At 48.3% G+C, this 25,920-nt stretch carries 19 protein-coding genes and 1 tRNA gene; 2 read left to right on the forward strand and 18 right to left on the reverse strand.

What is annotated here, in order from left to right:
* Nucleotides 1-19: 19 nt before the first annotated feature.
* The 16 genes from tssM to QL234_RS28905 all read right to left on the reverse strand — a co-directional run bounded on the left by tssM (nucleotide 20) and on the right by QL234_RS28905 (nucleotide 21,310).
* Nucleotides 20-3,436, reverse strand: coding sequence for a type VI secretion system membrane subunit TssM (gene tssM, locus QL234_RS28830; protein ID WP_281561196.1), 3,417 nt, complete (start codon nucleotides 3,434-3,436; stop codon nucleotides 20-22).
* Nucleotides 3,433-4,731 (reverse strand): type IVB secretion system protein IcmH/DotU, encoded by a 1,299-nt coding sequence (gene icmH / locus QL234_RS28835; RefSeq protein ID WP_281561197.1) that lies wholly within the window; start codon nucleotides 4,729-4,731, stop codon nucleotides 3,433-3,435. The genes tssM and icmH overlap by 4 nt, the downstream gene beginning before the upstream one ends.
* Before the next feature lie 59 nt (nucleotides 4,732-4,790).
* Nucleotides 4,791-6,116, reverse strand: coding sequence for a type VI secretion system baseplate subunit TssK (tssK, locus tag QL234_RS28840; RefSeq protein ID WP_044835219.1), 1,326 nt, complete (start codon nucleotides 6,114-6,116; stop codon nucleotides 4,791-4,793).
* A 104-nt stretch (nucleotides 6,117-6,220) separates the two neighbouring features.
* A complete protein-coding gene (gene tssJ, locus QL234_RS28845; protein ID WP_053043345.1) occupies nucleotides 6,221-6,742 on the reverse strand; it encodes a type VI secretion system lipoprotein TssJ in 522 nt (173 codons plus the stop codon).
* A complete protein-coding gene (locus QL234_RS28850) occupies nucleotides 6,742-7,770 on the reverse strand; it encodes a type VI secretion system-associated FHA domain protein (protein WP_281561198.1) in 1,029 nt (342 codons plus the stop codon). Before QL234_RS28850 ends, tssJ begins: the two co-directional genes overlap by 1 nt.
* 5 nt (nucleotides 7,771-7,775) lie before the next feature.
* Entirely contained in the window at nucleotides 7,776-8,471 is a 696-nt protein-coding gene (locus QL234_RS28855) for a transporter substrate-binding domain-containing protein (RefSeq protein ID WP_281561199.1), read from the reverse strand.
* A 35-nt stretch (nucleotides 8,472-8,506) separates the two neighbouring features.
* Nucleotides 8,507-11,110, reverse strand: coding sequence for a type VI secretion system ATPase TssH (gene tssH / locus QL234_RS28860; RefSeq protein ID WP_281561200.1), 2,604 nt, complete (start codon nucleotides 11,108-11,110; stop codon nucleotides 8,507-8,509).
* Between the two features lie 4 nt (nucleotides 11,111-11,114).
* A complete protein-coding gene (locus QL234_RS28865; protein WP_281561201.1) occupies nucleotides 11,115-12,101 on the reverse strand; it encodes a type VI secretion system baseplate subunit TssG in 987 nt (328 codons plus the stop codon).
* A complete protein-coding gene (tssF, locus tag QL234_RS28870) occupies nucleotides 12,092-13,894 on the reverse strand; it encodes a type VI secretion system baseplate subunit TssF (RefSeq protein ID WP_281561202.1) in 1,803 nt (600 codons plus the stop codon). The genes QL234_RS28865 and tssF overlap by 10 nt, the downstream gene beginning before the upstream one ends.
* Before the next feature lie 39 nt (nucleotides 13,895-13,933).
* Nucleotides 13,934-14,347 carry a GPW/gp25 family protein gene (locus tag QL234_RS28875; RefSeq protein WP_281561203.1) on the reverse strand — a complete coding sequence of 138 codons (414 nt, stop codon included), beginning with the start codon at nucleotides 14,345-14,347 and terminating at the stop codon, nucleotides 13,934-13,936.
* Complete coding sequence (locus QL234_RS28880; protein WP_281561204.1) at nucleotides 14,347-15,768, reverse strand: type VI secretion system contractile sheath large subunit; 1,422 nt, start codon at nucleotides 15,766-15,768, stop codon at nucleotides 14,347-14,349. The genes QL234_RS28875 and QL234_RS28880 overlap by 1 nt, the downstream gene beginning before the upstream one ends.
* Before the next feature lie 39 nt (nucleotides 15,769-15,807).
* On the reverse strand, nucleotides 15,808-17,286 hold the full coding sequence (gene tssC / locus QL234_RS28885) for a type VI secretion system contractile sheath large subunit (RefSeq protein ID WP_281561205.1): 1,479 nt from the start codon (nucleotides 17,284-17,286) through the stop codon (nucleotides 15,808-15,810).
* Nucleotides 17,286-17,789, reverse strand: coding sequence for a type VI secretion system contractile sheath small subunit (tssB, locus tag QL234_RS28890; protein ID WP_281561206.1), 504 nt, complete (start codon nucleotides 17,787-17,789; stop codon nucleotides 17,286-17,288). The genes tssC and tssB overlap by 1 nt, the downstream gene beginning before the upstream one ends.
* Before the next feature lie 31 nt (nucleotides 17,790-17,820).
* Nucleotides 17,821-18,351 (reverse strand): type VI secretion system tube protein Hcp, encoded by a 531-nt coding sequence (locus QL234_RS28895; protein WP_281561207.1) that lies wholly within the window; start codon nucleotides 18,349-18,351, stop codon nucleotides 17,821-17,823.
* A 44-nt stretch (nucleotides 18,352-18,395) separates the two neighbouring features.
* Nucleotides 18,396-19,760, reverse strand: coding sequence for a type VI secretion system ImpA family N-terminal domain-containing protein (locus QL234_RS28900; protein ID WP_281561208.1), 1,365 nt, complete (start codon nucleotides 19,758-19,760; stop codon nucleotides 18,396-18,398).
* A gap of 284 nt (nucleotides 19,761-20,044) precedes the next feature.
* Entirely contained in the window at nucleotides 20,045-21,310 is a 1,266-nt protein-coding gene (locus QL234_RS28905) for a DEAD/DEAH box helicase (RefSeq protein ID WP_281561209.1), read from the reverse strand.
* 227 nt (nucleotides 21,311-21,537) lie between these two features.
* On the opposite strand from QL234_RS28905, the gene QL234_RS28910 reads away from it, so the two are divergent.
* Nucleotides 21,538-22,536, forward strand: a complete 999-nt coding sequence (locus tag QL234_RS28910; RefSeq protein ID WP_281561210.1) for a hypothetical protein — start codon at nucleotides 21,538-21,540, stop codon at nucleotides 22,534-22,536.
* Between the two features lie 11 nt (nucleotides 22,537-22,547).
* Here the strand turns inward: QL234_RS28910 and QL234_RS28915 are convergent, their stop codons facing one another.
* The gene (locus QL234_RS28915; RefSeq protein ID WP_281561211.1) at nucleotides 22,548-23,444 is read right to left on the reverse strand and encodes a LysR family transcriptional regulator; all 897 of its coding nucleotides are present in this window, start codon (nucleotides 23,442-23,444) and stop codon (nucleotides 22,548-22,550) included.
* Nucleotides 23,445-23,752: 308 nt separating this feature from the next.
* Between QL234_RS28915 and QL234_RS28920 the strand changes: the two genes are divergently transcribed.
* Nucleotides 23,753-25,390: a tetratricopeptide repeat protein gene (locus QL234_RS28920; RefSeq protein WP_281561212.1), complete on the forward strand. Its 1,638-nt coding sequence runs from the start codon at nucleotides 23,753-23,755 to the stop codon at nucleotides 25,388-25,390.
* A 326-nt stretch (nucleotides 25,391-25,716) separates the two neighbouring features.
* Here QL234_RS28920 and QL234_RS28925 read toward each other — a convergent pair.
* Nucleotides 25,717-25,801, reverse strand: a tRNA-Tyr gene (locus tag QL234_RS28925).
* Nucleotides 25,802-25,920 lie beyond the last annotated feature (119 nt).

Raw genomic sequence — 25,920 nt, forward strand, 5'->3', positions numbered from 1 at the left:
AGCACGGGTCTTTACCTGGCTATAACAAGCGATCCGGCAAGGCCAGCTGACTGAAGAAGTCAGGGTTTAGCGGGTTGATATCACTGCTGACCGATAACTGCAAAGTGATCTCGTGCTCATCCGATACCACCTTCATTTGCGGCGATAACTGGCGCGGCTGGTAGAAACCGTAAATCAGCTTGAGCCAGGCCCAGTCCCCCTGATACTTTTTCGTTTGCTTTTTATTATCCGTGGTGTGGAAAATAGTCAGCAACTCACTATGGTTATCGGGATCCGGCCAGACAAAATCATTCCATAATTTCGGCCCGTGACGGTAATTAAACACAGTGCGGCCGGAGAAAATATCAAAACCTATGGCATTGGCAGACATAGACTTGGTTTTCACCCTGAAAGGGATAGACAACTGCTTATCCGACTGGCTGTACAGGGTTTTCTGGATACCGGTAATGGCGGTGAACTGCCCTTCCACCTGTTCGTCTATGGCGATCTCGGCATTTGGGGTATAACCGCTTAATACCAATTGCTGGCCCACATGCTTAAACTTAGACAAGGTATGGGTTCTGAAGTGATCAAAAACCCCTTCCGGTTTAAAGAAACGGTTCACCAGTTCAAAGCTGGCATCCTGATCACTGTCGAGGGCAAACGGGAATTTACCCGCCAGTTGCTGGTTAAAATTGTCACTGACTTCTTGCTGCCATTTTTGATTCACGTACAGGCTCACCGCCTGGGCAACCTGGGTATTGGCCAGCTCGACTAGGGTATCGATTTGCTCGCTAATTTGCTCAATAGAGACCTGGGTTTGCTGAAGATGCAGCAAGCTAGTGTCTTTATTGGCTGAGGTCAGCTGCTGAAAGTGATAGGCGCCCAAAGTGGCATTGCTGGCATAAGATGCGCTCAGCCATTTATGGACATCGCTCACCACGGTATGCAGGTTGGCCAGCTCACTGATCCCTTTGTCATCAAGGCGAACAAATTGATGGTAGGCGGAAAATTCATTTTTGATAAAACTGATCATCGCCTGCTTGTGATTGACGCTGTTGCTGTTATCGCCGGTTAACCCGGCCAAAGCCGATGCACTTTTTTCACCATTTTTTGCCAGCTTATCCCCGGCGGCCTCTGTTTTATCGGCTTTTGCCTGTTCCGCCTGCTGCCCTGACGGCAACTGGGGTTCGGTATAAAAAGCAATCAATTGATATAAACGATTCATGGGCGCATCGGTTTTTGACGCCAGTATCGACAACCTGTGATTCAGGTTCTCGGCAGTGACAGGTTTCAGCACAATGTCATCAACAAATTTTTGCCAGAAATCGACATATTGGCGCTGATAATACCGGCGTAAGCCATTGCTGATATTTTCTTCTTCATAACTGGTCAGTTGATGCCCGAGCAGCGCTTTATTGCTGCTGAAGACATTCACCATCAAGTCAGAATCCGGGGTAAAGTCCATCGCGGCAAACCCCTGGGGTGTGAAAATAAACGGCACCAGGTGGCCGCTGCGGCTGGTTTCAAATTCATAAAGCTGGGCAAAGTTATTGCCCAGGTCATTGCTGATATCCACCAGGCTGGAAAACTGCGGCAGATCTTTAATATACTGAAATACCACTTCCGTAGTATTGATGGCACTGATGCTGCTGCGGGCCTGGGCAATCAGGGCCTGATCCAGTTCAACCTCCGGCACCCCCAGATAAAACAGGTCATCCATCAACAAGGTCAGGCCTTGCAGCAGATCTTTATCGTTATTACCTTCTTTGATAAAAGACTGCTGATAATACATTTCCAGGTGTTGCCAGTTTTGCAGATCGTGCTGTCGTAACTCTTCGTTGAGGTTCAGCAACTTAGCCGTTTCCAGGCTTTCCCCCAGAGTTTCATAAACAAACAGCTCTTCTTCCAGGTAACGCACCATCGACGGCAGTAAAATATTACTTAATGCCTGGTGATAGGCCTGCTTCACCGCATCGCCAATGCCGGGGCCCGGGATCTGCTCATTAATATAAACCGGGGTATCCTGCTGATATAACATATAAATATCACGCAGCTGTCTCAGGTTAGTGACATTAACCGCCAAATCCTCGATATCGTACGGGGTCTGGCGGATGGCGCTTTTGTAGTTAAGCAGCTGTTTATTCACCTGGATATTCAGCTCGCTGTGGTAGTCAAAGTTCGCCTTTAATAAAAACGCCAGGGTGATCGCCAGGGCAAAAATCATAAAGGCATAGCTGCCCTGGAAAAACCAGAACAGACGGCGGCGCCTTTTATTGACGCCGGCAACCCCGGCTTCCGGACGGATGAACTTATTAAACAAGCGGCTGACAAACATGCTATGGGGCAATTTAACCCCTTCCGGCGCAAGCATTTCATTAAAACCAAGCTGATAGGCCACCTGCTTGGTCAGGGGATCGGCAACGCTGAGGTGCTGCTCTGTATTGGTAAAAAAGAACCCGCGGAACAAATACTGCTCGGCTGAGCTTTTACTGGTAAAGAGTTGCTCGAGATAAAAACCTATATCCCGCTTTAACTGGGTAAATTGCAGCGGCGCCGCCACCACGGAGCGACGGAAATTTTCATTGAGCTGGCTGTCCAGTGCCGACAGCACCGCCTGGCCCAAACGCCGGTTTAAATCTTCATAGGCACTGTCAAACCAGTCGCCGTCATAATGCCCCTGGTATTTTTTATCGACATTCATGGCGCCAAAGGCACCGTCGAGCTCGTGTTCATCCAGGGAAGCAAAAAACTGACACAGATCCGCCAATCCCGACATCTGGTTAAACAAACAATATACCGGCAGGTGCTGGCCACAGATCACCTGGGCTTCATCGATCGCCAGCCGGGTATTACCCGCCAGTTGCAGACAAGAGCTGCTGTTGTTTGCCATCAGGGTTTGTAGCGACTGCCCGGTCAATATGCCGTTCAGGGTCTGGCGCGAACGAAACTTTCTTGCCTCTTTTAACAGCAGCTTTAAACAATTGAGAGAGCGGCTGTCGCTGGATGAAACCTGCACCGTCAGCATAACCGCATCGCTTTTTAACCAGATCTGTACCGGCAAAACCTCGGCAGCATTAACAACATTGGAATTTCTAAACCCCATCTGTCCGAGCAAGGCCTTATCGGCTGCCATATCGTGGCTGATATACAGGTACCAGGGCAGGCGGTATTTTTGCCTGATTTGCCCCCTGTCTTTTAATTCCTGGGTAAAGCGGGAAAAGAGCTTTTTCACCAGCTGCAAATCTTGTTTTTCCAGCTGTTTTTGCCGTTTCGTTTCCGCTTCATCACGGTTAAAAAACCACAATACCAGAGAAACCACCAGGATCAGCCCGGCTGCCAGGGCAAACACCCAGGCATAGCTGCTGACAAACCACCAGGCAAAGGCAAAAACAGTAAACAAAAAGCCGAGAATAAATCCGATCAGGTGTTTTTTGGTGAGGGTAAAGGTCATCATAGTGCCGGCTCCGCTTTTTTGGTCGCAATCACACTCACCGCGAGCTGATACTCATTGTCAAAATAACTTTGTTGTTGTTTCACCGCCTGCCAGTTATCGGCATTGCTATAGAGAATAAAGTATTTGCCCACCGCCATTAAACTTACGGGATAGACACTTTCCTGAAACCTGGGCAGGTATTTTTCGGCATTTTTCTTACTGGAAAAAGACGCCAGCTGCACCCGGTATGCAGATACTGCCGGACCCTTGTCCTCTACTCTGTCCTCCGGCACAAATTCCGCCGAGCCGGTTATTGCCGCGGATACAGGAGGCGGGGTGATGGGCTTGGGAGCCACTTTTTCCGGTGATTTTTGTAGCGGCCTTTTTTCAGGTGCTATTGCTTGCGGTACAGTTTTTTCCGCTGTGCTTTTCTCCACTGGCACTGCCGGCACTTTTTCCCGCTCGCTATGGGGCGCGGTTAAATTATGTATGGCATGGACATCTTCATTGGTGCTGACATAAACGATATCCTCGGTTTTGGCATTAAGCACGTAACGGGAGGTCAGCTTATCCAGATCAAGAAAGGCCGCCGCCCTTAAGGGATAGTTTTGTTCATACCAATAATCGACAAAGGAAGTTGCCAGCCCCAACAAAAAGAAAATCAGCAAGGTCAGGGAAAAATAATGTACGCCGCTGCGCAGCGAGCGGTACTTCACCTGCGGAATATCTTCAATTAACACATTGGCTTTGTTTATTTTTGCTTTAATTGCACCGGCGATTTCCTTGATGATCAGCCCGAGGCGATCCGTTTGCCGTGAGCGGTAGCGCCCCTTAAAGCCCATTTGCAGGAAGACATAAATAATTTCCAGCAGATCCGCCATTTTCGCCGGCTGCAGCATCGCCTTTTCCGCGACGGTGAAAAACAGCTCACCGCCATTTTTCATGGAAAATAATTCGCTTAACAAGGTATTGTTTTCCCAGCCGGCGTCATAACCCCAAAGGCCGTGAATAATAAACTCATCGATAACAATACAATGCAGGCAGCATAACTTGTCGATCACCGCAGAAGGATAATCGAGCTTTTTACCCGCTTCGCTCAGCGCCACCACATCACGTTTCAGCTGCTGGCGAAATTGCTCGATATTTTCCGGTTTAGGCAACCGGGGCAAGGTTAAGATAACGGAAAGCAGAGGCACACTGACGTTATACAAGGGGTTATCCGCATAATCAAAATGCAGTTCTTCCCTGAGTACGGTATCGCTAAAGTCGATAGGGACAGTGACCGGCTCTTGCTCCGGTTGGGTAAATTCAGCCATTATTTTTTATCTTTATTCTTCCATAACTTTATTTAAATTTTTGCACACAACACCGGGTTTTAAAGCGCATAGAGTATAACTTCCAGATCCGGGATTCGGATATCGATATGCATATTGAGCATTTCCCCCTTCGCCAGCATATCCTGCCACAGCTCATTATGACTATTGATCTCAAAATACGCCGCGGTTGATTTCGGCTTAAGCTCATGAGGCGCGACGGCCAGATGCTTAAGTTCAACGCCGGACATAGCATTGCGCACCAGCTCGACAATATTGCTGTTCCCCGCCAGGGTCACCGCCTGAGGTGCAATTTGCGCCAGTGCCTCGGCCCCTATGCTGGATTCGATACATAAAACAAAACGCCGCTCCACCATGGCATCCGGGTTTTGAATAATGCTGCGCAACAACCGGCGCTTTTCAAATAACTGCTTGTCCCAGGGATATTCAATCACAGAGTCCTGCAATACCAGGCTCAGCTGATTTCTCAGCATCAGAAAAATAGGACTGAACACCTGATAGAGCTGATCATACTGCAAAGGTTTAAAGGCTTCCGGCAACCTCGGCATCAAGGCCGCCAGATCCGCCGATAAAGTGGTTAAATCCCGGTATAACTGGTGGGTGGGATACTGCATATCATGCTGGATCCACTCGGCCCAGGGCAACCAGCGGTTAAGGGTTTGCAGCCATAAATAATCTTTATACAGGGTCTGCTCGCTTTTGTTTTCCTGTCCCAGGGCAATACGTTTATGCACTTCTTCCGCCCGATTCTGCAATAAACTCTGCAGCATCTTCACCTTGTCCGAGAGGTAAACCGAGGCCTGGAAATGGATACAGGCGGGTACAAAACTGCTGTCGAATACCACTTCACCGGTTTCCCGGGTTTCCAGGATGCGGGCTATCGGGAAAGAAACAAAACCGCTCATATCGCTTTTGCCTATGCTTAAGCCGATATTATCCCGGGCCACTTCTATTTCCAGGCTGTCGCTTTCACTGGAAGTATTATTGTAACTGGTCATGGTCTGGCACAGATAACGGCTGGCCTGGGCACTTTCCTGACCGTAGGCCAAAGCCCCCTGCAGTGCCAGCGGCAGCAGCAAATAAACGGTTTTTTTCACTGCATCCTGGGGCACATCCAGGACAATTTCTTCATCGAGGTGAAAATAATGGCCGTCGGGAAACAAACCAAAACAGGAGGTAATGGCAATTTTGCCGATCTTCAACAAGTCGGTATTCACCGTGATATCCCCCAGGCCGTAATGGTTGGTATAACCTACGGTACTGGCGTAATTATGAATATAAGATTTGAAATGCAGCGCCTGTTGCTGAAAATGTTGCGGAGAAATAAAGATCCCTTCTTTCCAGACAACCTGTTTTAATTGCTCCAAAGTATTTCTCCAATATTATTCTTAATTATCATATTACTTGTAAAAAATTTATCAAAGCGGCACTTGCACCATACCGGACAAAAGCCGCCTAAGCCGGGTTTACATTACCACCAACCCGAGTCTTCAATTGCCTGTATATTTAAAGTCAGCAAATTTATCGCCACAGTAAAACCTTCGATATCATCATCTTCTAAATTACTGACATCGACCCAGGCCCGGGTTTTCGCCTGGCCATAACTAGCAAACTCGGCAAAAACGGCTAAATATTTGGTGCCGGGTAAAATATTGACATCCAGCTTGCGGTTTTCTTTCGGCAAGACACTGGCTAAAGAGGTTTTATGAACCAGGCTGTCGGCCAGTAACGTCGCATCCTGCTGGTATAAGTCGATCACTTCCGCACTTTGAAACGGCTCCAAATTGTTCAGCTGATACAAGTGCAGGATCACCGGATTCGCCGGACTCAAATCAGACGGATTAATATCGTCCCCGGCAACTATGTTCAGCGGATAAGTCACCACTTCGGGTTCGTCCGAGCCAAACATGGAACTGCAACCGCTGGTCAAAACGACCGCCGCCAGCAAACCAAAGGTTAAAGCAACATAAGAAGATAAGGTTTTCCTGAACATTAACTTTTGTTTCCCTGCATATTATTAGACCTGCTTTTTTGCATAGAATCCTGCATATTATCTTTCATATCTCCCTGCATATTTTCCAGCAGGATAGCCTTAAACAAACGGTGGTACTCTCCTTTATTTAAACGGCGGTTAAAGGATTTACGGTACTGGCGCCAGTATTGCGCTTCTTTTTGCGTAAACAGCGGCGTGGCAAAATCACTGTAACCTTCTTCCAGGTGTAAAGGGGAAAACTCTTCAAGAAAGATATCCAGCGTCTTATCCAGGGCCTGCTGCAACCGGCTTTGTTGCTCATTGGCACTGGCCACCTGAGATTCCAGCAAGGCCATCAGGCGGTCCACCTGGCCATTGGCGGGTGCTTCCCCCAGGGGTTGCAACACTAAATCCGCGCTGTCGTCCGGTTGCGCCACCCTTTCCACTTTTGGCTCGGGCTCGCTTTCTTCAAAAACTAAACCGTCACTTTCACCCTGCAGGCTCAGTTCGGCATCGGCAAAGGGATCTTCATCAAAGGGATCATCCACCAGCACACCGTTAAAGGCAAAATGCGCCTGTTCTTTTTGTCCCGCCTGGTTTTGTTTGTTGTCATCCGCCATCACTAAATCCAAGTCGTTATCCCAGTCGTCTTCAAGGGAAAAATGCACATCCGCCTGCTTCGCCGCCACAGGCTCAGGATTGCTGTCATCTTCTGCCTGCCCGTTTACCTGCTCCAGCGGCTCACTGACCAGTAACATATAGTCCGCTACCTCGATCATCAAACCGTCTTCAAGTTTGATATTCCTGCCGGACGCCAGCGCTTTGCCGTTCACCTTAAGGGCATGGCCGTTCACTGCCGCCAGTGAAATGCCATGTTTTCCCGGGATAAAGAGGCCGTGTTTCGGGGCCACCTTACCGGTACGGTCCGGCAGTTGTAATACGCAATCAAAGGCGCTACCAAAGTCCCCGCCGGTTTTCGGTACGGTAAAGACCCGGCTCGGGACCTGTTCGTTTTCGGGGACTTCTGTCAGTTGTATTGTAATTGCCATAATTATTATTGTTCTGAGCAGCTGCCAACCGCCTGGTTAAATTCTTCCATAAACCCGGGGTAGCGATTGACAAAGCGTTTATTAAAATAAACCCCCATAGGTTTAGTGGCTACCAAGCGGTTACGAAAACTGTTGGGGGTCATACCCTTACGTTTTAATTCCACTTGCATCGCCAGCTCGTCCACTAAAATGGCATCTACTTCGTTATGTAACAACATATCCAGTAAATTCTTCATATTACGTGGCTTTTTAACCACGTCATAACCATTGTTATGCAGGTAAAACCATTTTTGCGAGCCAAACTTGGCGCTGACCTTCCATTTCAGCTTATTAATATCCGAAATACTGGTATCCGTTAAGGCATTGGAATAATACCAATACCAATGATGGCTGATCATCGGCTTGGAGAATACCGCATAACGGTCACGCTCCGGCGTTTTTTCGGTAATAAAAAAACCGTGCTGAACGCCATTTTGCACGTTCAGCTGCGCCTTGGCCCAATTGGTCATGGTCAGCTGATACGGCTGCTCCATTTGCCTGAGCACGCATTTTACCCGACTTACCGCCAGTCCGGAAATCTGATCTTCAGAATAACTCTGGTATGGCGGCCACTCCTGGGTGCTCAGCATCAGTCTGTCAGGCCCAACCCCCCATGCCATCTGGGAGTGCAGCCATAACAACAGGGGGGTAAATTTTAACATGTTAAAAAATATTTTTTGGGCCATAGTTTTCTCAACTAGTTGATTATCACTTCAAAGTCATCGACATCAGAGCAGCTAACTTGCACCGAGTTAATGGCTTTGCCTTCACTGAGCAAGGTAATACACTGCTCCGCCAGGCGCGGCATCAGCGAGCGGTTGATAATTTGCTCTATACCCCGGGCTCCGGTAGTCGGATCGCTGTTTTTACTGATGACATATTGCACAAAATTTTCGTCATAGCTGAAGCTCGCCTTATACTGCTCCGCCAGTTTTTTGCGGATGCGGTTAAGGGCAATATCACAAATTTTGCTTAACTCTTCGTTATTGAGCGGATAATAAGGCACCACAGTGGCGCGGCCAAGGAAAGCCGGTTTAAAGTACTGCTGCAGCGCCGGACGTATCCGGGTGACCAGCTCTTCGTTAGGCAGGCGCTCTTCCTCCTGGTCGCAGACATCACAGATGGCCTGGTCGGCGGCATTGGAGGTCATGATAATAATGGTATTGCGAAAATCAACGCTGCGGCCTTCGCTGTCCTGGATGCTGCCCTTATCAAAGATCTGATAAAACAAATCATGCACACCCGGGTGGGCCTTTTCCATTTCATCGAGCAGCAACACAGAATAAGGATTGCGCCTGACCGCTTCGGTCAGTACCCCGCCCTTGCCGAAACCGACATAACCCGCCGGCGCCCCTAACAGCATGGAAATCTTATGCTCTTCCTTGAATTCCGTCATGTTGATGACCGTCATATCATTGCTGCCGCCGTACAATAAGTCGGTCAGGGCAACCGCGGTTTCGGTTTTACCGACCCCGCTCGGGCCACACATCAGGAACACGCCGATAGGTTTACGGCTATCGGTCAGCCCGGCGCGGGAAATACGAATGCTCTTGGCCAGCTCGCTGATGGCGGCGCTTTGACCGATCACCCGCTTATGCAGTTCGTCTTCTATGGTCAGCAACTTCTTCACTTCATCGTGTAACATGTTGCCCACAGGAATGCCTGTCCAGGCGGCAACCACCTGGGCGATAGTAATATCATCCACCATGGCATTCACCAGCGGCTCTCCCGCCTGCAGGGCTTCAAGCGCAGACAACTTGCTGTTGAGCAGGGCATGCTTTTCGCCGTCCTCGCTGCCGTTCTCAAGATTGTCGCTGACTTCGGATTGCAGCGAAATCACCTCATCCACCAGCTCCAGCTCTTGCTGCCAGCGCTCGTTTAAGGCGGTTAACTGCGCTTCGGTATCTTTGATGGTGTCTTTGAGCTTTTCCAGTTCAAAGTCGGCATTGTCAAAAATGGCATTTTCCCGCCCCATCACTTCCAGCTCATTGTTCAGGTACATCAGCTGCTGCTCCAGCGACTCGATCGGCTCCGGCTTGGCCCCCTGGGTCAGGGCGATACGGGCACAGCTGGTATCAAGCAAACTGATGGCCTTATCCGGCAACATGCGTGCCGGCAAATAACGGATAGAAAGGTTAACCGCTGCCGCCACCGCAGATTCGCGGATATAGACTTTATGATGTTTTTTCAGGGATTCGGCAACGCCCCTGAGCATCTGGATAGCATCTTCCGCCCCCGGCTCTTCCACTTTCACCACCTGGAAACGTCGGGTCAGTGCCGGGTCTTTTTCAAAATATTTTTTATATTCCGCCCAGGTCGTTGCGGCAACCGTGCGGAACTCACCGCGGGCCAGTGCCGGTTTTAACAGGTTGGCAGCATCATTCTGCCCTTCGGCGCCACCGGCACCAATTAAGGTATGGGCCTCGTCAATAAAAACAATAATCGGCTTTTCCGAGTTTTTCACTTCATTGATGACATCCTTGAGGCGGTTTTCAAATTCACCTTTGACACTGGCGCCCGCCTGCAGCAGACCCAGATCCAGGCTGTGAATTTCGACATCGCGGATCACCGCCGGCACTTCCCCGGAGGCAATACGTATTGCCAAGCCTTCCGCCACCGCGGTTTTACCGACCCCGGGTTCACCCACCAGGATAGGGTTGTTTTGCCGCTTACGGCATAAGATATCAATCGCAGTGCGTACTTCCTGGTTACGTCCCAGTACCTGATCCAGCTGGCCGTTACGCGCCAGCTCGGTCAGGTTGGAAGTATATTTGTCCAGGGCATCGCCGGAAACGGCGCCGGCAGTCGCAGGCCCGGCAACCGTGCCGCTGCCTGAAGCCACTTTTAATTTCGAGATTTGCGCCTTTAATGCCGACTCGGAATAATTTTCCAGGGCCTTTAACGGCATAATCGTCGCGCCAAAATCATTCTTTTGCTGGCTCGCCAGCAACAGATGTAAAGGAGTCAGCTGGCTGTGGCCAAAGTCCACCGTGGCCATCAGCCAGGCATTTTTCACCAACTCGGTTAAATCGCCGCTTAAGGTCGGCTGACCTTCAAAACCTTTGCTGAGTTTTTCCAGCTTGGTGGATAATTCCGCCACCAGCTGATCCGGGGTGATATTCTGGCTCTGGAGAAACTGGCTCAGTTCGGCGTCGGGTTTATAAACTAACTGGATTAACCAATGCTCAATTTCTATCGCCGGGCAGTGGCTGTTCATGGCATCGCCGGCGGCCATTTCTAATGCCCGCTTAGCAGCAGGATCGAGTTTGGCAATTAAATTGGTTAAGTTTACCTGTGGCATAAAATTAATCCTTTACTAGGTGAATCAAATAAACAACAGCATGGTGTTGCTGCGAACTTTTTATATGGAACCCCATGCCCAGGCGGACACTCTCCCCCGGTACAGGACTCAGGGCCATACGTTTAAACCAGTTATCCGGTGCTTTTAAATAAATTTCTATTTCGGTTTTATCCCGCAGATAACAACGGGCCATATCCGCCATTTCCAGATACCAGACATTATCCTGGTACAACTGCGCCAGCTGCCCGGCACTTTCCGGCTCTATGGTGATGATCAGCCGCTGCTGCGCCAGGTAACATCTCTGCCCCAGTAAGAAGCCTTGCCCCAGCCGGTTATTCTGCGGTTTATCGCCGCCGATACGGGTCCAGCTTTCTTCCGCTAACTGGTGTTTACTCAGGGCTTTGCTGCGCACCGACAAAGTTAAGGCAAAATAATCCTGCAATACCTGCTGCAACTGCTGACGGGAGCGGTTCGGCATACCCAGCATCAGACCGTAACCGAGCCATTTTTTCGTTTGTTCGCCGGCGGGTAGTCCGCTTAACGCGGCGATGCAATCTACTAACTGTTCCTGCTGCCGGGTGGCATTATGGCGCTCGCGGGCAAAAAAGCGGTCGCTTTCTTCCGTTAACAGTAAATAGGACTTTTCCACCGTGCGGGCATAAAGGTGGAAATACCTGTCGTTAAAAATATTGAGAAAGTCATATAAGGCATATTCTTCATTGTGAAACGCCTTAAGCAGTTCTTCATAGATATAAACCGGCACCACGGCATTGCCGGAACTCAGGGAAGTTTCACAGCTGGTGATCTTCGCCTGATTGCCTGACAGGCTAAAGTCACTGATCTGGGCATAACGGTTGTTAGGCATGGGATCGGCTTCAAGCACCAGCTCAAACGGCTGCTGCGCCGTTTGGGTATAGCGGTTGATGATGCGGATAAGCTGCACCAGGTCAAACTGCTCAGGTCTGCTTAACGCCTGCTGCACTATAGACATTGGCCGCTACCATGATATTTTTCAAAGTGGATCACCCGCGGCCCTTTACCCGTTAACAGCTTAACTTCCAGCTCGACAAAACGGTCAAAACTGCAAAAGGCAGCAAAAAACTGATTAAGCAAATGGGTGAACAGCCAGATATTCATGGAGTTTTTCTTGTCAAACACCGAAATATCCAAACTCACCAAAGTACCTGAGGTAAAGATATTGACCCCGTCGATATACAAACGGGCCACTTTTTTCTGGTAGGACACCTTTTGTATCGAGCTGGTTAATACCTGCTGCTGGGAAGAGCGGCTGAAAACCGATAGCAGGTTTCTTAATTTCTCCGTCGGATTGTCGCTATTGATCAAGGCGCTGAAGTTAGTGGTTAACAGTTCCACCAGTTTCCAGTGAATCGCCTGGGATTCGTTAGGGTAATAAGGCACGGTGGGAATATTATGGCTGACAAGTTTGCCCGGCAATTCAAGCGCCCCGGAAAGCTTCATCGCACTGCCGGCACTGATAGAGCAAGGCGCCCGGCCGTTACAGCAGTTTAACTGCGCCGTTAATAAATGCTCATGGCCGTTTTGCAGCTGGTGCGCCGCTGCCTGTTCAAAACTGAGCACCAGGTGATGCTGGAACTTTTTCTTATCATTGACATGGCTTTCACTGAACCAGAGCAGGCCGTTGTTTTCATCGAAATAGCGCTTGGCAAATAACGGCTGCAACGGATATTCACCGTCGGGTTTGACTTCACTGACGCTTTCAATGGAAATAATATCGATATCGGCGTTATGGTTGACGGCATCCGCCACCAAGGGCGCAGATAATTGCTTATGGTTATAATGTATCGGCTCGGCGCGGTTGGTAAACTGATTGATCACCAGGGCGGTATTGAGCTTAAAGACACTGGTATCAAACAGGCCGATATATTCCGCCGGGATATCTTTGACAAACAGACTGAGCACCAGTTTATTACCACTGATCCCCTGACAGGCGCTGTTAAAGTCCCGGATATGGAAATATTTTCTTTTCTCGGAATAGTTAAAATATTCCAGCATCATCTGGTAGGCGGAAAATTCATTGCCCTGGCGCGTTAATACCGAAAAGTCCTCGTCTATGCACCTGGGCTGGAAACTCTCCACCGGCAACAGTTGCATCTCGCTAAAATGCTCGTCCGACACCGAAATCAGGGTCAGCTGGGACAATAACAGCTCAATCAGGCCCGCCGCCCCCTGGCCAAAGCCATGCAAATACAGGCTTAAATTTTCCGGCGCCAGCTCTGCCATAACCGCCTCGACATCATTGGCTTCCAGGGTCAGCTGGATCACGGCATTGGCATCATGGGCCACCGGTAAATCAAAAGGGAAAGGCGCAAAACGGGCGGAAACCTCTTTCAGGGTCACAGGCGAAAGCAGGGTATCGTTGCATAAGCGGAACTGACAGGGCTGGCCCTTGTCGTTATCGACACTGAAGGCTTCGCCTTTTTTCAGACGGATGTTTTCAACAAATTCTTCTTCGCCGTCAAAAGTGACACTCATCACCGAGGGCAATAACTGGTTAAAGGAAGGATATAACACCGAGCATAAGGCATTGGATAAATGCGGCAGCTGCTGATCCAGCTTCATCTCGTTTTTCGCGCTTAACAGCGCCACCGACTCCAACAACCTTGTGATATTAGGGTCTTCATAGCGCTTTTCATTCAGGTGCATGCTGTTGCCCGCAGCCGAATGGCGGGCTTTAAATTTATCACCGGAACGCCTGACCAGCGCCAGCTCCCGCTCGAAATAACGGTTTAGCAATTCAGACAAATCAATTCTCCATGCTTATCTGTTAATAGCATCAGCAACTCAGACAAGTTCATCCTCCAGGGTGATACTAAAATCACTGATATTAAGCAGGCTGTTAAGCTGAAAATCCTGGCCGTTAACCAAGTCGCCGGCAATGATAAAGCGGATGGCATTTTGTTTTTCTTCATTGGCCAGAATCGTAATTTCCAGGTTTTCTATTCTTTGCTCAAAGTCCTGGATCAGCTGTTTGATGCGGGTAATAAAAATGCCCTTGCCCAACTGGTAATTCAGGCTTTGGATATCTTCAACGCCATAAGCCAGGATAGAGTGCTGGCACCCTTTAAGATCCCGGTCCAGCACCATCAGCGGCGCTTCGCTTTCCAGCAGCTGCTTTAAATTATATTTAATCGATCTCAGCAAGGGGCTGTCTTCGCCCCCTTGCTGATCTTTGATAAAGGTACGGATAAAAACCATCAGGCAGACTCCGCCAGATCTGTAGTCAACATGATTTGTCCGGCAAACATATCAAACTGATACTGGGGTTGCAGCGATACTTCACAGACATATTCCCCCGGCGACGTTTTCGCTTCCCTGACCTTGACCTGGGCACTTCGCAGCGGATATTTCGCCAGGGTTTCATCATTGCCGGAAGAGACATTGGAAACATACTTACTCAGCCATTTCGACAGATACTGCTCGCACTCCACCGCAGAAACAAAACTGCCGAGCAACTCCCGTATCTGCACTTTCAGGTAATGGGCAACACGGCAACAGATAAGCGTGGTCTGGATTAAGGATAAGACCTTGTCATCGTTGCTGCCCGGCCCCTGCCACACCGAATGGTTGTCCATAAAATAATACTTATCCGTCAGCGGGCTGTGAGATAAGGGGATAAAGCCCTGCTCGGCATAAAACTGCGCCAGGTGGCCGAAGAAACGGGTTTTCGCCTCCGGGTATTGCCAGCAATGAGGGGTCGCCAATTCCGGGATATTAACCACGGCCCCCTGCAACCTGTCGTTCCAGCGGGATTTTAAAAAGCCGAACCAGCTGATGCGGTTAAACTCGCGAATACTGGTGGCGGCAAAGGCGAAATGGGCATTGCCCCACAAACCGTAATGGTCGGGATTTTCCGGCATCACCTCGTTAAAGACAAAACCACAGGTATGATTTTGATAAGGCTCGCGGATTTTCATTTTCGGCAGGGTCAGGCCAAGAAAACGGCTGGAGTCCACCCGGCGTAATTTCTGCCAGCTGAGATAATCCGGGCCATTGATCACCTTGTTTACCCGGCTGGTATCACTTAACCACTTGGCATCGCTTTCGCCGAAGAAATTATCTTCCGGCGACATAATAATCGGGCACAGACAATGTTGTCCCAGGGCGCCGAGCAATTCCAGGGTATAGAGATCGTCATATTCGGAAAAGTCATTCAACTCGGCGGATACCTGATGATCCACCAGCATTAAGCCAAAGGGCTCTCCCCCTAAGGTATTGAGTTCGTTATTGCCTATCTTGTTGTATAACTGGCTGTATTTCAGCCCGGGTGAGAGGTTGACGTCGGCAGAAACAACGCTCCAGTCATAATCAAGACATTTGACTTTGACACGGTTTTTATTAAAGGGCACGGAGATCAGGTTACTGATACTGCTCCAGCGTGCTTCCAGATCCTGATAATCCGGATGTTGCAAAATTAACGACATTTGTTCACTGAGTTTCTGGTCGATCACGGAAATCAGCTTGATCAGCAATGCCGTTAATTTTGGAACATCCCAATGACTGTCACCGGCCTTGTCACTGGCGGTGTTAATCAATATTGCCGTCGCCTGGTGTAAAAATTCCGGCTTATTACTGTCTAAAGCCAGTAACTCTTTCAGGCAATTGATAGATATCGTCATAAGGAATATCGGGTGGCCGTCAGGCCACCCGTCGCAGGATTAACCTGGTATTTTGGCAACCATACGTACAGAGGTCGTTAACGCTTCCATCTGTAACCAAGGTCTTAAATGAGCCACGGCCGAGTAGGCACCCGGTTTACCCGGCTGTTCTACCACCTTGATGGCAGATTCCGCCAATGGCGTTTTCGCTCTTTGCTCGTTACCGATCGCACCCGGGTTGGTGAACTGGCTGATCCACATGTTCAGATCGCGTTCAACATCCGCTGCTTCCAGGTTCGAGCCAAGCTTGTCGCGTCCCATAATTTTCAGGTAATGGGCGATACGGCTGCTGGCCATAATAAATGGCAGACGCGCCGAAATGGCGGCGTTAGCCGTGGCATCCGGATCGGTATAGGTTTTTGGCTTCTGGGTCGTTTGACCGCCGATGAAGACCGCATAATCCGAGCTTTTGTAATGTACCAAAGGTAAGAAACCTAAGTCGCTGAGCTCTTTTTCACGCTCATCGGTTAAGTTCACTTCGGTAGGACATTGCTGCTGGATATCGCCGGCATCCGACTTATAGGTCAGGTTTGCCAGGGCTTCCACCTTACCGCCGTTTTCCAGGCCGCGGATAGAAGTACACCAGCCGGTCGCCGTATAAGCCTGGGTCATTTTCAGACCCATGTCGTAAGCGGCATTTGACCAGACGATTTGATCATTGCCGGTTGGTCTCGGATTGCCTTCGGCATCCAGATCCAGCTCTTCAAAATCAAACGACTTCACCGAAGCGCCTTTTTTACCGTAAGGTAAACGGGCGATGGTTTGTGGCAAGGTCAGAGACACATAACGGGCATCATCACTTTCACGGAAAGAATTCCACGCGGCATAAGCCGGGGAGTCAAACGCAGGTGCAACCGGCTTGCCTTCGTTAAAGACATCAAAGCTGTCTAATTCAAACATTTTCGGCGAAGCTGCTGCCACAAATGGTGCGTGACAGGCCGCTGCCGTTTCACCCATGTAGCGCAGCAGAGAAACACTCTCATCACTGGCATCAAACTGGTAATCACCCAGCAATAAACCATAAGGTTCACCACCGGCAGTACCGTATTCATGCTGGTACAAGGTATTGAATAACGGGCTGCGGTCGATGGCCGGGGCATCTTCAAACTGCTCCAGTAAATCATCCTGGTTAAAGTCAGCCATCTTAATTTTTAAATCAGCGCCAACTTCACTTTCTTTCACCAACTTGTTCAGACCACGCCAGCTGCCTTCAAGCTTCTGGAACTTATCCTGCTGCATAATGGCGGATAACTGCTTGGACAACTTACCGTCAATGGCGGCAATGGCATTTTCTATGGTCTTGGTCAGGTTTTTGTCCCAGGTAACGGTACCGTCAAGTGCCTGGTCCATCAATACAGACATCAGCTCTTTGGTGGTATCCGGTGCCGTTTGCGTAGTTGCGGCGACGGCGCGATCAAGGAAACTCAGCTCCTGCGCTTCACCTTCCGGTGCTGCACCTTGTTCTTGTTCAGTGCTCATTACGCATCCCCCTCGCTATTAACACCTAACTCAGCCGATAGAGAATTAATCGTCTCGGCATCCGTTAATACTTCTTTTAACAATTTTTCCAGATCCCTGGAACGATCCGCCTTGCTAAGCAGCACTTTTAACTGATTACGGGTATCAACCAGTTTTTTCAAGGCATCAACTTTTTCAACAATGGCTTCCGGGGTAAAGTCTTTCATTGAATCAAAGCTTAAGTTCGCTTCAATCTGACTGTTATCATCCGCTAAAACATTGTCTACCTTAAGTTTTAACTCAGGGCCGACACGTTTCATCACAGTATCAAAGTTATCTTTGTCTATTTGAAAAAACTCGCGATCGGCAACATCTACCTTGTCTTCCTTATCTGCCGAAAAATCACCAACGACACCGACGACAAAAGGCAATTCTTTTGTTTCCAAAGCGCCATTGGTTTCCACATCATAAGTAATACTGACGCGGTTCTTACTGACTCGTTTGTGTTGTGAGTTTAAAGCCATTGTTATATTCCTGAATTCATTTTATCGGGAGTTACTTCAGATCTGCTTGTGAAGTAATTTCAGCCGTGGTGGTGTTAAAGGCAACTTCAGCTGCTTTCTCAACTTTACCGCCTTCGGCTTCTACATAGTAGGTTTGCGCGATAGTAGCATAAGTCATGGCAAAGTTTTCACCCGGCTGGCTGCCGTCACTACCGGAAACGCTGTAGCTGGAAATACGGGCATTTTCCAGGGTCACGATTAAATAAGGGATCAGGCCTTTACCGGCACGGTTCGGCTTAGTGAAAACGATCTCAACCGTTTTACCTTCTTCACCCGGAGCGAATAAAAAGGTGGTGATGAATGGGCTGGCGCCGTCTAACTGCTTGGAACACTGGATTTCACCCAAGGCAACCATACCGCCATCGTTGTTATCGGCATTACCGATATCAACGCTAACATTACGCATGGCGCTCCATGACGTTGAATCAAGAGCAAAAAATCCTTTCTTACCGCCGATATCTGTAACGGTTGCCGAACCTTTGATTGTGTCGTTGCCGTCTATTCTCATGTAAATTGAAGCCATAGTTTTTCTCCATTTTTATCGTTTAAATCAACTTTCGATCCGAATTACCATTGGAACCCGGAATCGGCTGCCGTTTCTTTACTTACTTTACTTTCTTCTTTTTCAGCGGGCTTTTCTACTTCGGTAGAAACTACAGCCGTTGAAGCGGTTTCTTGCTGCGGCTTACTGGCCGCTGCTGCTACCGGCTGAGCAACTGCAACAGGTGCACTCTCCGGTAACTGGGTTTTCTCACCGTCCATGCCGGTGACCATAGCAATCTGGCTTAACACCTTGTCGTTGCCCGCCACCAGCTCCTGCATCAGTTCAGGCAGCGACATATAACCCCAGCGTATCGCTTTTTCCAACAAGAAGGATACCGGGCTATGGGGCTCAGCCTTATTAAAATAATCGGCAAGGCGGCGCAGCTCCTGAAAAGCCTGATCCCGGTTGTTAATTTGCTCATTGGTGATCATCACTTGCTGCACGGTTTCAACATTGCTTACCAAGTGAGTAACCTCTGCCGGTTTTTGGTTGCTATTATTTGCTAAATTTTCTGTTTTTTCTTCCGCCTGCCCCGGATTTGCCTGTTCTGCCGGCATTTGTTCCTGCTTGGCAACATCCAAAGGCCATACCTGGTAGTTATTGCCCACCAGATATTTTATCGCTTTCAGGCAGTCGTTTAAGTTGCCCCTGAGGAAACGGCAAGTCACCGCGGGAATAGCAAGTTCACCACAGGTTTTGCCGATCCAGGCATCGAGTTTTTCCACCGAGTCCAGGGCCAGGCCCAGGGCTTTGATGGTGGCAGTCACGTCATTTTTTACCCCGGAAAAGACTTGCTGGGCCTGGGCTTTTAATTCTGCCAACTTGCCGCCTTTATTGGCAGACAAGTAGGCGCCATGGTCGATTTCCCCCACCAGAGACAGCATTTGCAGCGGCATATACAACAAACCGCTATTATCGCTTTCCCCCAGCAACTGGATAAAAGGTCTGAGCTGTAATTCGGCTATTTCTTTGGCCTGTTCCTGCGCCTCGGATGATTTTAGTTTTTCATCGGGAATACGCGGGTGTACATCCGGCCAAAAAGTTTCCATAAAGGGGACTAAAGTTTCCAGGCCGCCGGCGATCTTGGCGATGGAATCCCGCTGGAAAGACAATGACATCAGCCACCAGCAATAAACTTCAATATCCTTACTGGTTTCTTGCAGCGTTTGCCAGCAAATATCAGACAGTTTTTGCCAGTTCTGCTGGTTTTCTTCAAACAGGGTTTCATCTTCCGACGAATCAGGCGTTTCAATCAGGCGCCTGAAGGACGACTGCGCGGCATTGAAAATGTTACGCAGGTTGCGATATACCGCCCGATCACTCTTTAAATAGATTCCGGTCGGGGACTCGGGTGAAATTGGCTGTAATAAATCTTGATACTCTATCATTAGTCCCTGCTGTACAATAATTATTCTTATCTGATACGGCTTTAGATTTAGTGCCAGTACAGTTAAAGTAACAAACTGGGCTTAAAAGTAAAGGTTGTCAATAATTCTTATGTAAATAAGATAAAATAGCCATAGATATCAGCGTATTTGCTGATTGTTTACACATTTGCCCCGTTTAAATCAAGCCTTGGCTGATTAGCCCTAATGTATCAAGAAACATCTTAGTATCTGGTCTTATCTGAAACCCGCTTTGTTTTATCACAGCCGGGGGAACAAAAAACCGGCTAGCGTCTGCGGTTACGACCGCCGCCAGCTCTTTGCTTAGCCCTGCGCTTTTGTCCCGAGCGGCTGGTTTTTTTATTATTTTTTATTTCCCGATCCAAATCAGGCTCATAACCTTGCAGCCATTGTTGGGGCAAGGCTTGTCCCAATACCGCTTCGATTTCCGCCAGCAGGTATTCTTCTTCTGTCGATACCAGGGAAATCGCTAACCCGCTATTGCCGGCACGGCCACTGCGACCAATGCGGTGAATATAATCTTCTGGATTAAAAGGCAATTCATGGTTGATCACATATTGCAGCTGCCGGATATCCAGGCCGCGAGAAGCAACATCCGTGGCGACTAAGGCCCGGGTTTGACCGGATTTAAATTCTTCCAGCGCTTTTTCTCTTGCCCCCTGGGATTTGTCGCCGTGGATGGCCTGGGTCTTGACGCCGTCTTTACTCATTTGCGCCGCTAACATATCGGCGCTTTGCTTGCTGCGGGTAAAGATTAATACCTGATGCCAGTTCCTGGCGCCGATCACATGGGAGATCAGCTCCCGCTTTCTGTCGGGATCTACGGTATAAACGATCTGCTCCACTTGTTCCGCCGCGCTATTGGCTTCATCCACCTGGATCATTTCCGGCTGGTTTAACAGTTTTTTACTCAAACCAAGCGTGGCAGCATCAAAGGTTGCCGAAAACAACATGGTCTGGCGCTGCTCCGGCAGCTGTTTGAGAATACGCCTGATATCATCGATAAAACCCATATCCAGCATGCGGTCGGCCTCATCAAAGACCAGGTATTTGAGTTGTGCCAGGGTCAGGGAGCCTTTGGCAAGATGATCCAACAAACGCCCCGGTGTTGCCACCAGGATATCAAGCCCGGCGTTAAAGCCTTCAACCTGGGCATTGATGCTGACCCCGCCATAGGCAAGTCGGCTAAAGAAAGGCAAGTGAACACCGTATTTTTCAAAACTGGCATGTACCTGTTGTGCCAACTCACGGGTAGGAGTAAGCACTAACGCACGTGGTGACGGGGTAGCTGTTCCAGCCGCTGCTGATTGAGTGCTGTCACCCTTGCTATTTTCCTCCTGGGACAAGAGCTGCAATATCGGCAAAGCAAAAGCCGCAGTTTTACCCGTGCCCGTTTGCGCCCCCGCCATAATATCCTGCCCTTTGAGAATAACCGGAATGGCGGCTTGTTGCACCTGTGTCGGCTCTTGGTACCCTTGCTCGGCAAGAGACTTCACCAGAGTGGCTTGCAAACCTAAAGAAGAAAACCCCATAACTCACCCTAAAATACGCATAAAACATGTATCAAACACTGTAGCGCGCAGTGTACCAGAGATGGCGCTAAATCCTGAGCTAAAGCCGGCTTAAATTTATCTCTATCTCTGCCTTAGTACCGAGGTGGTGCAAAAATGTGACGCCGGGTTGCAAATTTTGCCACTTCTCAGCGGTTAATTTTACCGTTAACTTATCGGCAAATAAGTTTAAACCAGTAAAACCTTTAATGACTAAGCCTATTAACTTGCAGCCGGGGGAAACAGCAATTGAGTACGCCCCTAAAGTTGAATTAAGCAACGGAGCATTATGTATTCCCCAGCACTACCTGTTATACCAGCACAGCCTGGCGTCGGTGGAGCAGCTTATCCTGGATATCGAGTATTCCAGCCGTTACCCGATCTTTGCCAGCCAGGATAACAGCGGCATCTATCTTCAGGTTGGCGTAGTCGGTTATGACAACTATAAGCAAATAGCCGACCGGGAAATGAAAATTGTCTACGGCAGAAAATGGCGGGTAGAGCCGCAGCTACCGACATCTGAAATTATCCAGACGGCTTTTCTGGCCATTAAAAAAGCCAGGGAGCATGAAGTCAGGGAGTTATTTCGCCTGAACTACCAGGGGAGCATTACCACGCCTTTTAATAATCATCACGATCTGCCGCTGATGGCACAACAAAGTGATTTATTCTCAGCTCAAACGCCGGGACTAACATCAACAGCACATGACCAAGAGCAACTGGCAAATTGCCTGAACTTTGTCAGTTATGACCACGCCCAATTTACCTTGCGGCATGTAGAACAACATCAATCGGGACTTTATCTGGCGGATATCCTGCTTACTCCCGGCAAGGAAACTCAGCTTCCTGAAATCACAGAGCAGTCATTGTTACTGCAACTTGATAGCCTAACGGCTAATGAACTTGTCTATCGCCTATTTGAAAAGCTGTTGCTATTAAGTGATCGTCATGTCGATGAGTTTTTTAGCTATCGGGAGTTCAACCGTTTCAGTCAGCAAGTCAATGTGTTTGCCATTGCCGAGTTTTCTTCCCGGTTACGCAATAATAGTGCTATCAGGGACAATGCAAACTTGGCGGAACATTTTCAGCAAGCCAATTACCAAACAGATCAAACCCGGATCCCGGAACTTACCCGGGGGAAACTCAAAGATAAAATAAAGGCGACTCTGGAGAGCCTGGGACCGATACAGGGACTGCCGGCTTTTTAAGCCTGGCTGCTTCAGCTGGTAACCGGTAAAGGTTTTTCACCTTCAATTAACGGCTGCTGTATCCGCATATGTTCAAGCATAAAACTTACAAAGGTTTGAATTTTGGCATTTTTTCTGAGATCCGGATGATAGACTAACCAAAAATTATATTTAGCCTCTGAATGATATGGAGGCACACGTACCAGCTCAGGATCCAGATCACCATAGAAACAAGGCAGGATAGCGATCCCCATGCCATTTTTACAGGCTTCTGCCTGGACTATTGCGCTGGTAATTTTATGTTTTGAATCGAACCTGGGATACTCCCTGGCAATCTGGCCTACGGGTCGGCGCATTTTATCGTTCCAGCCGATCCAGTTTTGCTGTTCCAGCCAGCCTTCTTGCGCCAGTTCCGGCAGCAGCTTTCTTGCCATATAACAAGAGCGGTGCATAACCGCTAACTTCTTGCCTATCAGATATTCCGGCGGTTGATCGCATACCCGAAAAGCCACATCTGCTTCACGGTTCGCTAAATTGAGTAATCTTGCCGAATCGATTATTTCAATTTGGATCAAAGGGTATTGTTTACAAAACTCAGCAATAGCCGGCATTAGCAAACCGCGGGCAAACAGCTCGGGTAAGGTAATGCGGATCTCTCCGCAAAGGGAAGTATCTTTGCCGGCAATCTGGCGCGCTACCGTGCTCAGCCTTTCCTCCAAATGTGAAGACTCCTGGTAAATTTCATCGGCTATCTTGGTCCGGATATAACCTTTTGCCGAACGCTCAAATAATCTCTGTCCGAGCGAGTTCTCAAAATTATTGATACGTCTTGATACGGTAGCGTGATTAACATTAAGCTCAGCGGCAGCGGCCCTGATGGAACCCATACGGCACACGGCTAAAAAGTACTTAAGGTCATCCCAATTCAATGATAATTCTCCGAGATCTTTTAGATAGTTAACACCTATACTAACCACATAGGCCTATATAAGGATAAAGCAAAAAACAAAGCGAAATCAGTGCTCACTGCCTGGATAAGACAATAACAAATCGTCAGCTTTGTTCAGTAGATGATATCCAACAAAACCAGGTTAATATATCTTTTACTGTTTTACGCTTATGTTTTGGTTAAATGTAATTAAGTTGTACAATATAATCATTAAAAACATAAGCTCAAGATCAAAGAGTGAGATTCATTCCAACACTAAATTGCTTTTCACTAAAGCACTAGGAAGACATGGCTGCAGTTGATTACTCAAACAAACGTTTCTTGATTGTTGATAATGTCAAACCATCAAGAGATACCTTAAAACACCTGGCGCAAAGTCTGAATGCGGCCCGGGCCGATACCAGCCATCATCCACGCCATGTCGTCAGTATGTGTAAAAACATGGACTATGACATTATCCTGCTCGGTTATGATCTCGGCGAGGGTCAGAGAAACGGCCAGCAGATCCTGGAAGAGTTACGGGTTAACGACATTATCTCCAGACAATGCATAGTGATCATAGTCACCGCCGAAGTATCACAGGCCATGGTGTTGGCAGCATTAGAGCACAAACCCGACGAATACCTGTCCAAGCCCTTCGCCATGAGTGAATTACTCAAGCGTTTGCATCGCTGTTTCCTGAAGAAACGGGCCATGGCAAATATCTATACGGCATTGGATAATGAAGAGCCGGAAAAAGTCATAGAATTATGTGAGCTCACCTTACGCAGCAGCCTTTCCTACCGTTCAGAATGTCTGGGCATTAAAGCCAGGCAACATTTCGAACTGGGGCAGTACGAAGAAGCAAAAGAAATTTACCAGGCGCAGCAAAACAGTCCCAACTGTCAATGGGCCACCATAGGCCTGGGTAAAATAGCCCTGATGGAAGATGAACTCGATGTTGCCGAACAATATTTCAAAGCTGTGATAGAAGAAAGTCCCCGCTACCTGTCAACTTATGACTGGTTGGCGAAGACCTATCAAAAACAGCATCAATATGAAAAAGCCGAAGAGATACTGGAAAGGGCATTATTGATCTCGCCGAGATCTGTCGGACGGTTAAAAGAATATGCCGATTTATGCCTTGAGAATGAGCATTTTGACAAGGCCACCGATGCCTATCAAAAAACCAATGATCTCGCTTATCATTCCATTCATCATAAGCCGGAAAATGCCTTAAAGCTTGCCCGCTCCCTGGTGGAGTATTCATCAGAGCTCGAGCCTCATGATATTAAAAAGATGAATACCAAGGCTTTTAAAGCCCTGGCGGTCATGAACCGAGAGTTCACCAAAAGCGAATTTAAAATCCAGTCTCATTTACTTTCAGCCTGTTTGTTTACCAACAGTAAAGAACAGACCTCGGCACGGGATATGTTACAAAAAGCCGAAACCTTGCTGGAAGAGAAGCTGGAAGAAATATCTCCCGATAGCATGGTGGAAATCGCCAAGTCCTTCGTTAAGTTAAATAAAAAGGACAAAGCACAAAGTGTGCTGGCAGTGCTCAGTCAACAATATCCTGAAGATCTGGAACTGATGAATGAAGTCGATAAGTTCTCAGATGTGCCCATGAACAAGGACGACAAAGAAGAAGCACAAAAAGCGCTGGAAGTGGGTGTCAGCCTCTATAAAGAGAAGAATTACTCTCTGGCAATAGAGAAGCTGAACGACGCATTTAAACTGTTCCCAACCCATCAGGGCATTAAATTAAACCTGTTGCAGGTGCTGCTGGTTTCTTATGAAACCAACCCGGGCAATACCGCCCATTTACAGCAGGCTGAAATCATCATAGACGCCCTGGATGATCTTAGTGAAGGTGACAGTGCCTACATACGTTTTGAAAAACTGAAAGAGAAATACAACCAGTTATACGAACAGATGATGGAATAATACCAATTGCATTAAGTAGATGAGCAAAATTCGGTGAGGATAAATTTTCAAGAACACAGCTTTATCGTTCCAGACTAAAGCTAAGCACCTGCATCCATGTAGGCGAGGCGTTTGATTGAGCAATAGCAAGCTATTGTGATTGAAAACAACGCAGGACTTGGAGATTTAGACCATCGAAGATGGTTAGATATTTAATAAAATAGGTATAAGATTACCGGGTATCAAAAATACCGGGTACAGCCAATCAACAAGGCTAATCGCTTGTTTTATAAAAATATATTTTATGATTTGTTTAGGCGGAAGCCTAAAAGAATAGAAAGAAAAGATGGTGGAGGGAGGTGGATTCGAACCACCGAAGGCTGAGCCGTCAGATTTACAGTCTGATCCCTTTGGCCACTCGGGAACCCCTCCGGACATCAAAAAACCAGCAGTCGCTGGTTTTTTTGAATTAGAAGTCTAGCAATGTCCTACTCTCACATGGGACCTCCCACACTACCATCGGCGCTAACGCGTTTCACTTCTGAGTTCGG

Source organism: Thalassomonas sp. RHCl1, assembly GCF_947387555.1.
Classification (GTDB): domain Bacteria; phylum Pseudomonadota; class Gammaproteobacteria; order Enterobacterales; family Alteromonadaceae; genus Thalassomonas.

What these genes read in the sequence shown, in the direction of transcription:
- tssM (WP_281561196.1), bottom strand. Translation starts at nt 3,436, where the DNA reads ATGATGACCTTTACCCTCACCAAAAAACACCTGATCGGATTTATTCTC.
- icmH (WP_281561197.1), bottom strand. Translation starts at nt 4,731, where the DNA reads ATGGCTGAATTTACCCAACCGGAGCAAGAGCCGGTCACTGTCCCTATC.
- tssJ (WP_053043345.1), bottom strand. Translation starts at nt 6,742, where the DNA reads ATGTTCAGGAAAACCTTATCTTCTTATGTTGCTTTAACCTTTGGTTTG.
- QL234_RS28850 (WP_281561198.1), bottom strand. Translation starts at nt 7,770, where the DNA reads ATGGCAATTACAATACAACTGACAGAAGTCCCCGAAAACGAACAGGTC.
- QL234_RS28855 (WP_281561199.1), bottom strand. Translation starts at nt 8,471, where the DNA reads ATGTTAAAATTTACCCCCCTGTTGTTATGGCTGCACTCCCAGATGGCA.
- tssH (WP_281561200.1), bottom strand. Translation starts at nt 11,110, where the DNA reads ATGCCACAGGTAAACTTAACCAATTTAATTGCCAAACTCGATCCTGCT.
- QL234_RS28865 (WP_281561201.1), bottom strand. Translation starts at nt 12,101, where the DNA reads ATGTCTATAGTGCAGCAGGCGTTAAGCAGACCTGAGCAGTTTGACCTG.
- QL234_RS28875 (WP_281561203.1), bottom strand. Translation starts at nt 14,347, where the DNA reads ATGGTTTTTATCCGTACCTTTATCAAAGATCAGCAAGGGGGCGAAGAC.
- QL234_RS28880 (WP_281561204.1), bottom strand. Translation starts at nt 15,768, where the DNA reads ATGACGATATCTATCAATTGCCTGAAAGAGTTACTGGCTTTAGACAGT.
- tssC (WP_281561205.1), bottom strand. Translation starts at nt 17,286, where the DNA reads ATGAGCACTGAACAAGAACAAGGTGCAGCACCGGAAGGTGAAGCGCAG.
- tssB (WP_281561206.1), bottom strand. Translation starts at nt 17,789, where the DNA reads ATGGCTTTAAACTCACAACACAAACGAGTCAGTAAGAACCGCGTCAGT.
- QL234_RS28895 (WP_281561207.1), bottom strand. Translation starts at nt 18,351, where the DNA reads ATGGCTTCAATTTACATGAGAATAGACGGCAACGACACAATCAAAGGT.
- QL234_RS28900 (WP_281561208.1), bottom strand. Translation starts at nt 19,760, where the DNA reads ATGATAGAGTATCAAGATTTATTACAGCCAATTTCACCCGAGTCCCCG.
- QL234_RS28905 (WP_281561209.1), bottom strand. Translation starts at nt 21,310, where the DNA reads ATGGGGTTTTCTTCTTTAGGTTTGCAAGCCACTCTGGTGAAGTCTCTT.
- QL234_RS28910 (WP_281561210.1), top strand. Translation starts at nt 21,538, where the DNA reads ATGACTAAGCCTATTAACTTGCAGCCGGGGGAAACAGCAATTGAGTAC.
- QL234_RS28920 (WP_281561212.1), top strand. Translation starts at nt 23,753, where the DNA reads ATGGCTGCAGTTGATTACTCAAACAAACGTTTCTTGATTGTTGATAAT.